This is a genomic window from Allobosea lathyri, from assembly GCF_900108245.1.
GTDB lineage: Bacteria > Pseudomonadota > Alphaproteobacteria > Rhizobiales > Beijerinckiaceae > Allobosea > Allobosea lathyri.
In genome coordinates this window covers 26,860-40,661 of the sequence record NZ_FNUY01000012.1, presented here as the reverse complement: position 1 = coordinate 40,661, position 13,802 = coordinate 26,860, and the positions used below count along the sequence as shown (strand labels likewise).

General features: G+C 65.4%; 12 protein-coding genes. 4 read left to right on the top strand and 8 right to left on the bottom strand.

The genetic code is table 11. From position 1 onward, the window contains the following. Positions 1–77: 77 nt before the first annotated feature. Together C4S73_RS22900 and C4S73_RS22895 are read left to right on the top strand one after the other, a co-directional pair. Positions 78–368, top strand: coding sequence for a YggT family protein (locus C4S73_RS22900; protein ID WP_103874915.1), 291 nt, complete (start codon positions 78–80; stop codon positions 366–368). Between the two features lie 240 nt (positions 369–608). Next, complete coding sequence (locus tag C4S73_RS22895) at positions 609–2,213, top strand: gamma-glutamyltransferase (RefSeq protein WP_103874914.1); 1,605 nt, start codon at positions 609–611, stop codon at positions 2,211–2,213. 51 nt (positions 2,214–2,264) lie between these two features. Here C4S73_RS22895 and C4S73_RS22890 read toward each other — a convergent pair whose 3' ends face one another. Both C4S73_RS22890 and C4S73_RS22885 read right to left on the bottom strand, forming a co-directional pair. Then, positions 2,265–3,851, bottom strand: coding sequence for an ABC transporter substrate-binding protein (locus tag C4S73_RS22890; RefSeq protein ID WP_103874913.1), 1,587 nt, complete (start codon positions 3,849–3,851; stop codon positions 2,265–2,267). Between the two features lie 77 nt (positions 3,852–3,928). After that, complete coding sequence (locus tag C4S73_RS22885; RefSeq protein ID WP_103874912.1) at positions 3,929–5,422, bottom strand: amidase; 1,494 nt, start codon at positions 5,420–5,422, stop codon at positions 3,929–3,931. Between the two features lie 127 nt (positions 5,423–5,549). On the opposite strand from C4S73_RS22885, the gene C4S73_RS22880 reads away from it, so the two are divergent. After that, positions 5,550–5,891, top strand: a complete 342-nt coding sequence (locus tag C4S73_RS22880) for a DUF167 family protein (RefSeq protein WP_342210589.1) — start codon at positions 5,550–5,552, stop codon at positions 5,889–5,891. Positions 5,892–5,963: 72 nt separating this feature from the next. Next, complete coding sequence (locus C4S73_RS22875) at positions 5,964–6,656, top strand: carbonic anhydrase (RefSeq protein WP_103874910.1); 693 nt, start codon at positions 5,964–5,966, stop codon at positions 6,654–6,656. Positions 6,657–7,196: 540 nt separating this feature from the next. On the opposite strand, the gene C4S73_RS22865 is transcribed toward C4S73_RS22875, so the two are convergent. From C4S73_RS22865 to C4S73_RS22840, 6 genes are read right to left on the bottom strand one after another with little or no spacing between them, the layout of a single operon-like run. Further along, the gene (locus C4S73_RS22865; RefSeq protein WP_244595739.1) at positions 7,197–7,580 is read right to left on the bottom strand and encodes a RidA family protein; all 384 of its coding nucleotides are present in this window, start codon (positions 7,578–7,580) and stop codon (positions 7,197–7,199) included. 38 nt (positions 7,581–7,618) lie between these two features. Beyond that, on the bottom strand, positions 7,619–8,614 hold the full coding sequence (locus tag C4S73_RS22860; RefSeq protein ID WP_160115883.1) for an amidohydrolase family protein: 996 nt from the start codon (positions 8,612–8,614) through the stop codon (positions 7,619–7,621). Further along, the gene (locus C4S73_RS22855) at positions 8,611–10,038 is read right to left on the bottom strand and encodes an aldehyde dehydrogenase family protein (RefSeq protein WP_103874908.1); all 1,428 of its coding nucleotides are present in this window, start codon (positions 10,036–10,038) and stop codon (positions 8,611–8,613) included. Before C4S73_RS22855 ends, C4S73_RS22860 begins: the two co-directional genes overlap by 4 nt. A 31-nt stretch (positions 10,039–10,069) precedes the next feature. After that, complete coding sequence (locus C4S73_RS22850; protein WP_103874907.1) at positions 10,070–11,101, bottom strand: dipeptidase; 1,032 nt, start codon at positions 11,099–11,101, stop codon at positions 10,070–10,072. 33 nt (positions 11,102–11,134) lie between these two features. Continuing rightward, positions 11,135–12,142: a LacI family DNA-binding transcriptional regulator gene (locus tag C4S73_RS22845; protein ID WP_103874906.1), complete on the bottom strand. Its 1,008-nt coding sequence runs from the start codon at positions 12,140–12,142 to the stop codon at positions 11,135–11,137. Next, positions 12,142–13,788 carry a phytoene desaturase family protein gene (locus C4S73_RS22840; RefSeq protein WP_160115882.1) on the bottom strand — a complete coding sequence of 549 codons (1,647 nt, stop codon included), beginning with the start codon at positions 13,786–13,788 and terminating at the stop codon, positions 12,142–12,144. Before C4S73_RS22840 ends, C4S73_RS22845 begins: the two co-directional genes overlap by 1 nt. Positions 13,789–13,802: the final 14 nt, after the last annotated feature.

The following is a 13,802-nucleotide window of genomic DNA, read 5'->3' as shown; positions in this document are numbered from 1 at the left end:
GTCTGCGCCACGACTTTCGGTCACCGGGCGCGAAACATTCTGCGTTCCCGGTCTATGAAGCTCAAAAAGGGATGCCTATGCGTGCCGTTCTCGATGTCGTGCTGTTGGCGCTGAACATCTACACGTGGATTCTGATCGCTTCGGCGGTGTTGAGCTGGCTGATCGCCTTCAATGTGGTGAACACGCGCAACCAGTTCGTCGCCACCGTCTGGGATTCGCTTTATCGCGTCACGGAGCCTGCGCTGAGACCGATCCGTCAGAGGCTGCCCAATCTCGGCGGCATCGACATCTCGCCGATCATCCTGCTGCTGCTGATCTTCTTCATCCAGAGCGTCATCGTTCGCTACATCTACCCGAACGTGTTCTGACGCCGCCTCACGGCGGGTCGCCCAGCGACCCGACCCTCATCCCGCAGTCCGCATTGCGCGATCGGTCGGCTGCCGAAATGCGCGCATGTTTCGTGGGGTTGCCGACGAAGCGGTTGGCCGCCCGACAAGAAAGCCCCGGCCCCTGACCTGCAAATCGCTGGCCCCCGCCACCGACTTCGCGCATTCGACGGCGTGATCGCGGGCGTGTCACTATGCGCCATCGAAATCGCGAGTGATGCCATGGCCCATGTCGAACCTGCCCGCCCCCACCGCACGCAAAACTGGCACCTGACGAAGCCCTCCGCGCGAGGCCGCCACGGCATCGTCGTCTCCCAGAACCGCGAGGCGGCCGAGGCCGGCGTCGCGATCCTGGAAAGCGGTGGCAATGCGGCAGATGCGGCGGTCGCCGCCTGCTTTGCGCTGGCGGCGCTGGAGCCGTGGAACAGCGGGCTCGGCGGCATCGGCTTTGCGGTCGTCCTCAAGGCTGGCGAAACGCGTGCGCAGGTCGTCGATTTCGGCCCTGTCGCGCCGCACCGCGCCGATCCCGCCGATTACCCCCTGACCGGGGCGATGAAGAAGGACCTGTTCACCTGGCCGGAGGTCGAGGGCGACCGCAACATTCACGGCCCCCTCTCCTTCTGCATTCCCTCATCAGTCGCGGGCTATGCCAGGCTGAAGGAAGAATTCGGCTCGTCGCTGCCGCTGGCGGAGCTGCTGGCGCCTGCCATCGCGCTGGCCAAGCGCGGCCTGCCGCAGGACTGGTACACCACGCTCAAGGTCGCCTCCTCGGCCTCGGTGCTGCGTCTCTATCAGGAAAGCGCACGCATCTATCTGCCGGGAGGACTGCCGCCGGTGCCGCCCTATCAGGGCACGCCGGGCTTCTTCCCGCTTGGCGAACTGCACACCACTCTCGAACGGCTGGCCAAGGCCGGATTGAGCGATTTCTATACCGGCGAAACCGGCCGGCTGCTGGTCCAGGACATCGCCGAGGCCGGCGGCGTGGTCGACATGCGCGACCTCGAGGCCTGCGCGGCGACGGTCCGCGAGGCGCCGGTGATCGAGTGGCGCGGCACCCATCTGCTGCACACCGCCGGCGGGCTGACCGCTGCCCCGACACTCGCAGAGGTGGTCGAGGGCATGGCCGGCACCAAGGCTAGCAAGGACGGCCCCGACGCCGCCTGGTTCGCCAAGCTGTCCACCGTCATGCGGCAGGCCTATCGCAGCCGGCTCGAGGGCCTTGGCGCGGCGCAGGCCGCGGCACAGGAGCCGGGCGACACCTGCACCACGCATCTCACGGTGGTCGATGGCGAGGGCAATCTCGTCGCGGTGACCACGACGCTGCTGTCCTCGATGGGCAGCCGCGTGGTTCTGCCGCGCACCGGCGTGCTGATGAACAACGGCATGATGTGGTTCGACCCGCGCCCCGGCAGCGCCAATGCGATCGCGCCCGGCGCGCGGCCGCTCTGCAACATGTGCCCGGTCGTCGTGACGCCAAAGGATGGCAGCTGGCCGCGCATGGCAGTCGGAGCGTCGGGCGGGCGGCGCATTCTGGCGAGCGTCTACCAGACCCTGGCCTGGTCGCTCGATTTCGGCATGGATGTCGACGACGTCGCGCATCAGCCGCGCATCGACGTGTCCGGCCCCGATTCAGCCAGCGCCGATCTGCGTCTGCCGGCCGATGTGCTGGCGGCGCTTGAGGCCGCCGGCCCGCTCGCCATTGTCGAGCACAGCGTGCTGCCGATCAATTTCGCTTGCCCGAACTTCATCCGCGTCGACAGGGACGGGGCGGAAGGCTGCAGCGATGTCGTCTCGCCCTGGTCGGCGGCGGTGGCAGCAACGGCTTAGCCACGCCAGCAGGGGGCCGGAACGAGAACTCCGCCCCCTGCGCGGCCGCGATCAGGCGCGCTTCAGGCCCCACGGATAGGGCGCCGATCCCGGCAGCATGCCCGTCAGGCTCTTGCGATAGGCCGTGCGGATCACGAACTGGCCGAGCGGGATCGTCGCCACCTCTTCGAGCGCCAATCGACCCAACGTGGCGGCCGCCTTCTTCTGGGTGGCCTCGTCGGGCGCATAGAGCCATTCCTCGGCCAGCACCTCTGCGGGCGCGCTGTCCCACCAGCCGAACCAGCCTTTGGCGCCAGGACCGCGCACCAGATTCGAAAGCGCCGGATTGCCCCAGCCAATGGCCGCGCCAGTGGTGTGGAAGATGCTCCAGCCCCCCTTCTCGACCGGCTCGCGGCTGTTGCGGCGCTGGATCACCGTGCCCCAGTCGCTGGCCGCCATTTCGACGTTCATGCCGAGTTGCTTCAGCAGGTCGAAGGTGACGTCGCCGAGCGGCCCGATATCGGGGAAATCTGTCGGGTTGATGATGACGACCTTCTCGCCATTATAGCCGGACTCCTTCAGCGCCGCCTTGCCCTTGGCGAGGCTCTGCGGCATCAGATCCTCCTGCTCGCCGGTGTAATAGGGCGTGCCGCGCCACCACAGGTTACGGCAGATCTGCCAGGTCGAGCTGTCATCACCCTGCGACGCCCGCATATAGTCTTCCTGATTGACCGCAAGGCGGACGGCAGCGCGAACCTTCGGGTTGTTGAAGGGCGGCTGGAGATGGTTGAGCCGCATGATCGAGCCGCGGCCGGCCTTGTCGATCACCTCCCGGTTGATGTCGGCGCTTCTCGCCAGCAATGGCTGAAGATCGGCCAGCGGCCGTTCCCACCAATCGATCTCGCCCTTGGTGAGGGCGCTGGCGGCGGTCGCGGGATCGGGCAGGATATGCCATTCGACCCGCTTGAAATTGGCGACCTTGCCACCGGCATTGCGGCTCGGCGCTTCGCTGCGCGGCTTGTAGCCCTCGTATCTCTCATAGACGGCGCGGCTGCCGGAAACATATTCGCTCGGCACGAACTTGTAGGGGCCGGAGCCCGTCATCTCCGTGACCTGCTTGTTGGCATCGGTCTGCGCCAGCCGCTCGGGCATGATGAAGGGCGGGTTGTCGGCCTTGGCGAGCAGATCGAGCATCATCGGGAACGGCCGGGTGAGCTTGATCTCGATGGTGCGCTCGTCAGGCGCATTCCAGGCCTCGACGACCTTGGCCAGCAACTGGCCGTAAGGGTCGCGCTGGCACCAGCGCTTCAGGCTCTGGATGCAGTCGGCAGGCTTGACCGGGGCGCCATCGTGAAAAGTCAGGCCGTCGCGCAAACGGATACGCCAGGTCTTGCCGTCGGTGGAGATCTCGTGACCTTCCGCCATTTGCGGCTGCGGCTTCAGGTCGAGATCACCGCCATAGAGCGTGTCGAAGACGTAATAGCCATGGTTGTTGGTCACCGTCGCCGTCGTCCAGATCGGGTCCAGCGAGGTCAGATTGGACTGCGGCGCCATTTTGAGCACGTCGGGACTGGCGCTTTGCGCAAGGGCCGAGCGGATTGTCAGGGGACCGAGCAGCGCGGCGGCAGCGGCTCCCTGCAGGAGTGCGCGACGTTTCATTGGCATGGTCCCCTTATTGTCGTGTCGTTGACGCTCGCAGTTCAATCCAAAGCTATCATTCAACCCAGCGCTATCGCTCAACCGAATCCCAGGAAGCCCGGACTGTCGCTCAGGCGCGGCATGGCCGCTAGCTTCGCGATGTCGGGAACGGGCCGGCAGGTCAGCGCATCGCCGGCCAGCGCGGCTTCCAGCGCCGCCGCGACGGCCAGCACCTTGGCGTCCCCGCCACGCGGGCCGACAATCTGGAGGCCAAAGGGCATGCCGTTGCGATCGAGCCCCACGGGCAGCGAGATCGCGGGATGCCCGACATTCGTGACGGCGTAAGCCAGCGCCAGCCAGTGAAAATAGGTCCGGGTCGGCGTGCCGTCGATTTCCGCCGGATAAAGCTCGGACCAGGGCCGCGGACTCAAGGTGACGGCCGGCGACAGGATGACGTCGTAATCCGCGAAGAAGCCCTGCCAGTTCTTGTACAGAACCGTCTGCTGCTTGAGCGCGCGGGTAATGTCGAGCGCGCCATAGCCCAGGCCTTCCTCGACATTGGCCCTGACATTGGGGCCGACCATCTCGGGCGTGTCGCGCACGCGCTCATACATGCCGGCGAGGAAATTGACCGCGCGCAGCACCTCGAACGTTTCGTCCGAGCCGCTGCAATCGGGCGTCGCCTCTTCAGTCTTCGCGAAGAGATGGCTGAACCGGCCGGCCTTCTCGGCGAAGACCTCGCGGATATGGCGTTCCGTCGGTGCGAAGCCGAAATCGGGCGTCACCGCCACCCGTAGCGTTGCGAGATCGATCGGCTCGGGCCGGAAGAAATCCTCGGGGCGGCGCACCGTCTTGCCGTGGATCGTCGTGGCCAGCGGGTCGGCCGCATTGTCGGAGACCATCGTCGACAGCAACAGGCAGAGATCGGGCACGGTCCGCGCCATCGGCCCCAGCACGCTCAGCGGATTCCAGCCCAGCAGGCGCTTCTCGCTCGGCACCAAACCCGGCGAGGGCCGGAAGCCGACGATGCCGTTATAGGCGGCGGGATTGCGCAGGGAGCCGCCGGTATCCGAACCCGTCGCGATCGGAACCATGCCGGTCGCCAGCGCCACGCCCGAGCCACCCGACGATCCCGCCGCGCATTTCGATGGATCGAACGGGTTGCCGGTCGCGCCATAGACGGCGTTGCGCGTGTTGGCGCCGGCGCCCCATTCTGGCGTGTTGGTCTTGCCGAGCACGATCGCGCCGGCTTTCCTCACCGAGGCGACGATCAGCTGGTCCTCGGCGGGAACATGGTCGCGATAGAGCTCGCTGCCATAGGTTGTGCGCAGGCCAGCGACGTTCTCGAGATCCTTGATCCCGATCGGCAGGCCATGAAGCGGCCCGAGCGCGTCGCCTCGCATCGTTGCAGCGTCCGCCTGCTTGGCTGCGGCGCGCGCGCGCTCGTCATCGCGAGCGACCATGGCGTTGACGGCAGGATCCACAGCGTCGATCCGGCGGATACAGCTTTCGAGCAGTTCGGAGGCGGAAAGCGTCTTGGTCCCAATCAGGGCACGCGCCTCGACGGCGCTGAGTTCGCAGGGTTCGGTCAACGGATAGGCCTCTCATTGCGTGGAAGCCTGAGCAAGCTATATGCCACGTCAGGCGAGACATAGAGGGCTTGAGGATCCATGCGCGCATGTCGAGGTCACGCCGACGCATGGCTGTACCGGAACGATCATGCCGAGTCGGGCAGCTGAGATGGGCCTTCCAGCCTGGCGCGAAGTAAGGGATGGCTTGAGCCTCTCCATCCGGCTGACGCCGCGCGGCGGTCGCGACGCGCTCGATGGCATCGAAAAACTGTCCGATGGCCGCGAGGTGCTGAAGGTCAGGGTTCGCGCCGCACCGACCGAGGGCGAAGCGAACGCCGCACTGATTGCCCTGCTGGCGCGGCTGTTCGAGGTTCCACGCTCGCATGTTCAGCTCGTCGCCGGCGCCAGCGCCCGCCTCAAGACGGTGGCGGTTTCCGGCGTTTCTCAAGAACTGAGCGCGCGATTGCAGGCGAAGTTGACAGCGTCCTGACGGCGCGGCGTCGCGATACCGCGACGCAACATGATCTTGACGAACCGGTCGATCTGCTGTTCGACATGGCTTATGGAAAAACCAGTGGCTCCGTTTCCAGATCGCCTGACGGAAGGCTATCGCGCCTTTCTTGATGACCGCTTCTCGCGAGAGAAGAATCGCTACGAGGAGCTAGCCGAGAGCGGACAGACGCCGAAGATCATGCTGATCGGCTGCTGCGACTCCCGCGTGTCGCCGGAAGTCATTTTCGATGCCCGTCCCGGCGAAATGTTCGTTGCCCGCAACGTCGCCAATCTCGTACCGCCCTTTTCGCCCGACGATCAGCTCCACGGAACGTCCGCGGCGTTGGAATATGCCGTACAGGCGCTCAAGGTCGAACATATCGTCGTGCTCGGCCATGGCCGCTGCGGCGGCATCCGCGCCTTCGCCGACGATACGCAGGGGCCGCTTTCGTCCGGCGACTTCATCGGCAAATGGATCACGCTGATCAGCCCCGCCGCGGAGCGCACCGGCGGGCGCGGACGCCACGAGGAGTTCGAAAGCTATGTCGAGCGTCTCGCACTGGCCTCGATCCAGCAGTCGCTGAACAATCTGCGGACTTTCCCCTGCGTCCAGATTCTCGAGGGCAAGGGCAGGCTGCATCTGCACGGCGCCTATTTCGCGGTTGCGACCGGCGTCCTGATGCTGCTCGACCCCGCGACCGGACAGTTCATTCCGGCGGTCGGCGAAATGCCGAAGAAGGTCCAGACGATCCGCTGCGACTAGAAGCGCGCAATGGTAGCGCTGGCGCGGCGCATAGGCTCAATTTTGCACCGGATGTGGAGTGACGGCACCATGTTCCAGCCCGACTTTCCGCCGGCCGCTATGACGACCTGACCGCCGTTTGCCAGGTCGAAAACTGCCGTTGAACCCTGCCTGAGTAACGCAGGCCTTCGAGGTCCCCACCGGGACGCGGTTCCGATTGATGCCGTGGTCAGGACTGTCGCCGACCTCGGTCGAGCGCACCTATGAGATAGGCACATCGGACGCCGTATTGGACCAGCATCATGTTGGCAGCCGCTGCGCTGACCGCGGACCGAAGCATGAACCCGAGGAGATCTCAGGTGGAGGGCGCTTAGCCAGCCAGGCTGGACGGCATCGACCAATATGCACGCTACACGACCGCCCATCCGAGCGGCCGAACAATTATCCGCCCCAAAATCATGCCTTGCCCCCGCGAAGTCGAAACACCCTGCTTCAGTGTGTTAACTTGGCCAGCTGGCCAACTTTTCGACATCCTCCTTGTTGTGATTGAGTATCACGCTATCAGGCATCAACGGCGGCCTGGACGATGAACTCGACCTTCATCGCCGGGCTTGCCAAGGCGGCGGAGATGCAGGCCCGCGAGGGAGGCGCATTCGGATCGATCCATTGGTCCCACTCGTGATTGACCGCAGCGTTGCTCGCCATGTCCGCCAGCACGATCGTGACAAAGATGACCTTGGACTTGGAGGATCCGAATTTCTCAAGCTTGGCGTCGAGCCTGGCCAGCAGCTGGCGCGTCTGCTCGCCGGCATCGAGCCCACCATCATAAGGGCGCTCGGGCGTGACCGCGAAGTGCGCCACGCCGTTATGAATGACCGCCTCACTTGCCCGCGGCCCTATTCCAATATGCTGAATTGTCATGAGAAAGACCGCCTTGAAGAGCACGCCGCGGCGTGGGGAGGAACAGCCGAGTCTGGGTGCAGCTATTTCAGCAGCCCCAGCGCGACCGGGTTGTCGTGGAAAATCTTCCGACGCAGAGCAGGGTCGGTGTCGCTGAGCTGCGCGTGCGGATCGGGAAGGCCCATCGAGAAGGGCCAGTCGGACCCGAACAGCACATGGCCTTCGCCATGAATCTCGGTCGCCAGTCTTAAGGCCGCGGGATCATGCGTAATGCAGTCGACGCAGAACCGGCGAAACGCAAGGCGGGGCTTTTGTGCACCAGTGTCGGCGCCGGGACGGCCTGTTAGCTGCCCACGCTCGAGGCGTCCCGCGACCGCAGCGGCCGCTCCGCCGCCATGGGCGAGGCAGACGCGCATGCCAGGGTGGCGTTCCAGCACGCCCGACATTGCCAGATGGGCCGCGGCCAGCGCCGTCTCCACTGGGGATCCCATAAGATTGTGCAGGTAGAACGGCTCGTAGCGTGGATCGCAGCCCTTGCATGGATGCAGAAAGAGAAAGGCGCGAGACTCGTCCAAGGTGGCCCAGAGCGGCGCATAGGCCGGGTCGGACAGGATAATCTCCCGAGCCTGCGATCCGGCGGGCATCGCGAATCGCGCGACGCCGCGACCGGCGCGGTCGGTCGCGATCTCGGCCGCGAGGGCCGGATGACTGACCGGAAGATGATGCAGCGGGGCCAGGCGCTCGGGAAAGAGGGCGGCCAGCGCATCGAGGCCGTCATTGACGTAGAGCGTCCAGCTGCGGGTGGCCGCCTCGTCAAGATCGAGCCGATAGAGCGGCGGCGGGATCGATATCCAGGCGCGCTCGACGCGGTTGGTGTCCATCCATCCGATCAGCGCCTCAGCCCGATAGACCGACGGCGCGGCCAGCGTATAGCCGTCGATCGTCAACGTGCCCGGATCGGCATTCCAGTCGACCCCGGGGATGGCGCCCAGGCGCTCCGGCAGAACGGGCGCAAGATGTGCATGGATATCGAGCGCGATCCGTTCCGGCTCCGCTTGGTCCATGATGTTCGCGCTCATGCTTGGTAGCCCATGATCGCCTTGATCTCGAGAAATTCGTGGAGGCCCCAGGCACCCCATTCGCGGCCGTTGCCCGACTGCTTGTAGCCGCCGAAAGGCGCGCCGCGATCGATGGGAGGGTAGTTGATGTGGACATTGCCGGCGCGAATGCGTCTTGCGACGCGGCGCGCCCGATCCAGATCGCCGCCCTGGACATAGGCCGACAGGCCGTAAGGCGTGTCATTGGCGATCGCGACCGCCTCGTCCTCGTCCCGATAGGGGATGATCACGAGCACGGGCCCGAAGATCTCTTCGCGCGCGATCGCCATGTCGGGGCGAACATTTGCAAAGACGGTCGGACGCACATAATAGCCGCGCTCCAGGCCTTCTGGCCGCCCCGGGCCGCCGGTTACGAGCGTTGCCCCCTCGGCAATGCCTTTTTCGATCAGCAGCTGAACCTTGTCGAACTGAGCCGCATTGACGAGCGGCCCTAGTGTCGTGCCCTCCTGATCTGGGGCGCCGGTGACGAAGGTCGCCGCTGCTGCCTTGGCATAGCCTGCGATCTCGTCGTGCCGTTCTGCGGGCACCAGCAGGCGCGTCGCAGCACTGCAGGACTGGCCGGTGTTGCTGAAGCAGCGCGCGACGCCGAGCTCGGTCGCGCGCTTCATGTCGGCATCCGGCAACAGGATGTTCGGCGACTTGCCACCGAGCTCCTGCGCGACGCGCTTGACCGTTTCCGCCGCCGCTTTCGCGACAAGCACGCCCGCCCGGGTCGAGCCGGTGATGGAGACCATGTCGACATCGGGATGGCCGGCCAGAGCGGCCCCGACCTCTGGCCCATCCCCGTTGACGAGATTGAAGACGCCGGCCGGGACGCCTGCGTCATGCAGGATCTCGGCGAAGATAATGGCGCTGAGGGGTGCGATCTCGCTCGGCTTCAGCACCATGGTGCAGCCGGCTGCCAGCGCCGGCGCGACCTTGCAGACGATCTGGTTGATCGGCCAATTCCATGGCGTGATCAGCGCGCAGACGCCGATCGGCTCCTTCGCGATCATCGTGCGGTCATGGGGCGCGTTGAATTCGAATCGCTCCAGGACACGGATCATCTCCTTGATGTGGTTGGGGCCGCTGCCGACCTGGGCGCTTAGCGCGAAGGGAAGCGGCGCCCCCATCTCGCGCGAGATCGTCCGGGCCAGTTCATCGGCGCGCGCTTCGAAGCCGGCGACGATCTTCTGGAGCAGCGCGACCCGCTCGGCGCGCGAGGTCTGCGAGAAGCTCTCGAAGGCGCGCCGTGCCGCGGTGACGGCGCGATCGACATCGGCTTTCGCACCCATTGCGATCTCGACGAAGGCCGTCTCGGTCGCGGGATCGACAACCGCGAGGGTCCGCGAGGTCGACGGAGCGACCCAGTCGCCATCGATATAGAACTGCCTGGAATGGTTCATGATGCTCTCAAAACGGTGGTCGTCAAAGGGCTCAGGACAGGGCCAGAACCGGATCGCTCTGGACGAAGCCGGGCGTTGCCGCCTGCGCCGGGCGTCCGTCCGCAAAGACCTCGCCATAGAGCCGCAACCAGTTGCCGCTGGTGATCTTCTCGACCTCGTTCGGTTTGAAGCCGACGCCGCGAAGCCCGTCGGGCAACAGTCCAAGGTGATGAACCTGGGTGAACCAGGATGGCGGGGGTGCCTTGCCGGGGCTGGCCGCGGAGGCGGCGCCATAATCGACGCCACGGGTCCAGCGGCCCATCCGCATCCAGTCGTAATCCGGCTTGGTGAAGTTGTGGCTCCGGTCGGTTCCGATCGCGACATGGTCGATGCCCATCAGGTCGACCGTGCGGGCGACCATCTCGCACCAGGACTGCAGCGAGCTCGAATAGTGGTCGCCCGTGATGTTGCGATAGGTCGCGCAGCCCAGCACCCCGCCCTTTCCGGCCAGCGCCTTCAAGACATCGTCGGTCTTGTTGCGCTTATGCGTGAACAGGCTGTCGGGATTGGCATGCGTCACGGCGACGGGCTTGTCGGAGCAGTCGATCGCATCCAGCGTCGAGCGGTTGCCGACATGGGAGAGATCGACCAGCATGCCGGCCCGGTTCATCTCGCGGATAACCTCGCGGCCGAAACGGGCCAGCCCGGAATCCGTCTCTTCGTAACAACTACCCGCGAGTTCGTTCTGGTTGTTGTAGGTCAGCTGAATGACCCTAACGCCGAGTTCGGCGAACAGTTCGACGAAGCGGATCCGGCCCTCGAAGAGGTTGGCGTTCTGAAAGCCGAGCACGATTGCCGTGCGGCCCGCAGCCGCCGCGGCTTCGATATCGGCTGCCGTCGTGGCGATTGCGACGAGGTCGCTGTTGGCTGCAACCAGATCGCGCCAGCGGGCGAGCGAGTCCAGGGATTCGACCGTCCCCTCCCAGAAGCCGCAGGTCACGGTGACAGCCGCGACATTCGCCTGCCGCAGCTCAGTGAAGACGTCGCGGGTGAAATGCCCGCATTGCAGGCCATCGATCAGCATGACTTCGAACCCTTGTAAGTCCCGTATCGGTGATTATGCGGATTGCCGCAGGACAAGTCTGGCGGGCACGACGATGCGCTCAGGCGTCGACGGCACCTCGTCCTCGCCCTTGAACCTGTCCCTGACAGCTCGGGCGACGGCGCCGACATCGAGGCTGACGGTGGTGATCGAGGGACGCGAGAAAACGCCCCAGCCCAGACCGCCGAAGCCAACGAACGCAACCGAGCCAGGTACCGAGTGGCCACGGTCGGTGGCGGCAGCCATGCTTCCCAGCGCAAGCTCGTCGCTGGCAGTGAGAACAGCTCGAAAATGCAGGCCCTTTGCCAGCGCATTCGAGGTCGCCTGGTAACCGGCATCAGCGCGATAGCCCTCGGAGATGTCCCAGACCAGGTCCGGGTCGATCGCTTGTTCATGAGCAAGAAGAGCGTCGCGATAGCCCTCGAAGCGTGCACGACCGATCGCCGAGGTCGCGATGCGACCAAGGAACGCGATCGGCGTCCGGCCTTGTGCGATCAGATGTTCCGCAGCGGCCCGGGCTCCCCCGACATCGTCGTGAATTATCGACGCGATGCCGTAGGCGCTGAGATCCTGGCTGACCGAGATCACGTCGATTCCGCTCGCGGTCGCGGTGAGAATGAGTGGCATCAACTCCGCCATGTCCATGATATGCGGCGAGGACAAGAGCACACCGCGCAGGCCCAGCGACGGCGCCCGCTCCAGGAAATGACGCAGCCGGTCCTCGCGATGTCCGAGGTTGAACAGCAGGAGATCCAGACCAAGCGCCTCTAGCTCTGCCTGCACATGCTTGGCGAGGGCGGCATAGATACCCTGCTCGACGTCGCCGGTGACGAGCGCGACGCCCCGGCCACGCCCGGCGCGCAGGCTCCGGGCCATCTCGTTGGGCCGATAACCGAGTTCCTTGACGGCTTCGAGCACCCGGGCCCGCGTTTCCGGGGCGACGACGATTCGCCCCGACAGGACGCGCGAGACTGTCGCGGGAGACACCCCGGCATGCGTTGCGACGGCGACGACGCTGACCATCAGTGGCTCCCCACTCCGGCGAGGACCTGCGTCGCCGGGCGGCGCTGGGCCTGCAGATCGCGAAGGACCTCCTGGCTGGTATTGTGCCCCGCGATCCCGGAAATGTAGTTGCCCGGCCAGCTGCCATTTCCGCTGAGATAGAGCCCGCGCGTCGGCGTCCGATAGGCGTGCAAGCCCGGCATCGGCCGCATCCAGAACATGTTGGCAGGCAGCGTGTCGCCATGGGTGATGTTCGCCTCGACCAGCCCGAACTCGCTCTCGAACTGGGTCGGGTCGATGATCCGATAGTCGCTGATCATTCCGGGCAGAGTCGGCATGAACTCGCTGAGCTTGGCGATTGCGCGCTTCGCCAGGATGTCGCGTCCCTCGGCCCAGGTTCCGTCGCGGAGATGATAGGGTGCGTTGCCGACATTGAGACTGAGGACGTGCTTGCCGGCAGGTGCCAGGCTGGGTGAGGTCATAGACGGGCACAGCCCCCAGATCACGGGCTTGTCCGACAGCCGACCTGCCAGCATGTCCATGTGCCCCTGCTCAAGATAGTCGAGGGTCGGCGCGATCCGGAACTGTGTGCAAGCAAAGCTCGCCGCTTCGGCATCGGAGGTGGCGCCAGCGAAACGCGGCATGCCATCGAGAGCGAGCACCACTTTGAAGGCCCGGCCGCGCAGGGATTTGCGCATCATCTTGGGCTTAAGTTCGCCCCAGTTCGTTACGTCGTCGAGCAGCGTCGCAACAGTGGTGCGCGGGTTGATCGCGGACACGACGATCGGCGCCTCGAATGCAAGACCACCGGCAGTGACGATGCCCAAGACTTCCTCGCCGTTCGTACGGATCGAGGCGACAGGCTCACTGGTCATGACCGTGCCGCCATGCGCGATAACGCTATCGCGCAGCGCATTAATGATTGCGCCCATGCCGCCGACCGGCAGCCCCGTCGACCCGCGCAGCGGGATCAGCCGGGGATCCTGGCCTCCGGCTTCGCGCAGCGACGCCAGCGAGAGCGGACGCATCATCAGATTGAACGGAGTGCCGGGTGTGGACGGCGCCGCCTGGCCGCCGACGACGGCCAGCGGTGCAATCAGGGCCTTCGTCTGCGGCGCCAGTTCGAACTCGTCCATCAGGTCGCGGACGCTGCCGAAGAAGATACGGCTGAACGCCTCTTGATCCTCGAGCCGGGACAGGTTGCGGGTCAGATGTTGCAGGGATGGAGGCGGCTCGAAAATCGAGATGCCGAGCCGGTCGGCAAAGTTCTGTAGATAGGCAAAGAAGGCGGCGTAGCGGGCTGCCTCGCCAGGCGCGAAAGCCTCGATCTGGGCATTGTTGCGCGCCGGGTCTCGCCAGCCGACATACAGCGCGTCCGTACCGAGCGGCTGCACGAGCGTGGGATCAGGACGTACGAAGCTCAGCCCGTAGCGTTCGAGCTCCAGCTCACGCACGATCTTGGGTTCGAGCGATCCCGGCGAGTTGGCGAGGGTGGTTGAGTAGCCCGGCATGAATTCCACCGTGGCGGCCGGGCCACCGAGGCGGGGGCTGGCTTCGACGACGAGCGTTTTCAGGCCCGCACGACCGAGATAGGCGGCGACGACAAGGCCGTTATGTCCGCCCCCGACGACGATCGCATCGTATCGCGAGCTAGAGGAGGTCAGCATGGCTGGCATCGTCG

Excerpts from the sequence above, each read along its gene's own strand:
- C4S73_RS22900 (WP_103874915.1), top strand. The coding sequence starts at position 78 with ATGCGTGCCGTTCTCGATGTCGTGCTGTTGGCGCTGAACATCTACACG.
- C4S73_RS22895 (WP_103874914.1), top strand. The coding sequence starts at position 609 with ATGGCCCATGTCGAACCTGCCCGCCCCCACCGCACGCAAAACTGGCAC.
- C4S73_RS22890 (WP_103874913.1), bottom strand. The coding sequence starts at position 3,851 with ATGAAACGTCGCGCACTCCTGCAGGGAGCCGCTGCCGCCGCGCTGCTC.
- C4S73_RS22880 (WP_342210589.1), top strand. The coding sequence starts at position 5,550 with ATGCCGAGTCGGGCAGCTGAGATGGGCCTTCCAGCCTGGCGCGAAGTA.
- C4S73_RS22875 (WP_103874910.1), top strand. The coding sequence starts at position 5,964 with ATGGAAAAACCAGTGGCTCCGTTTCCAGATCGCCTGACGGAAGGCTAT.
- C4S73_RS22860 (WP_160115883.1), bottom strand. The coding sequence starts at position 8,614 with ATGAGCGCGAACATCATGGACCAAGCGGAGCCGGAACGGATCGCGCTC.
- C4S73_RS22855 (WP_103874908.1), bottom strand. The coding sequence starts at position 10,038 with ATGAACCATTCCAGGCAGTTCTATATCGATGGCGACTGGGTCGCTCCG.
- C4S73_RS22850 (WP_103874907.1), bottom strand. The coding sequence starts at position 11,101 with ATGCTGATCGATGGCCTGCAATGCGGGCATTTCACCCGCGACGTCTTC.
- C4S73_RS22845 (WP_103874906.1), bottom strand. The coding sequence starts at position 12,142 with ATGGTCAGCGTCGTCGCCGTCGCAACGCATGCCGGGGTGTCTCCCGCG.
- C4S73_RS22840 (WP_160115882.1), bottom strand. The coding sequence starts at position 13,788 with ATGCTGACCTCCTCTAGCTCGCGATACGATGCGATCGTCGTCGGGGGC.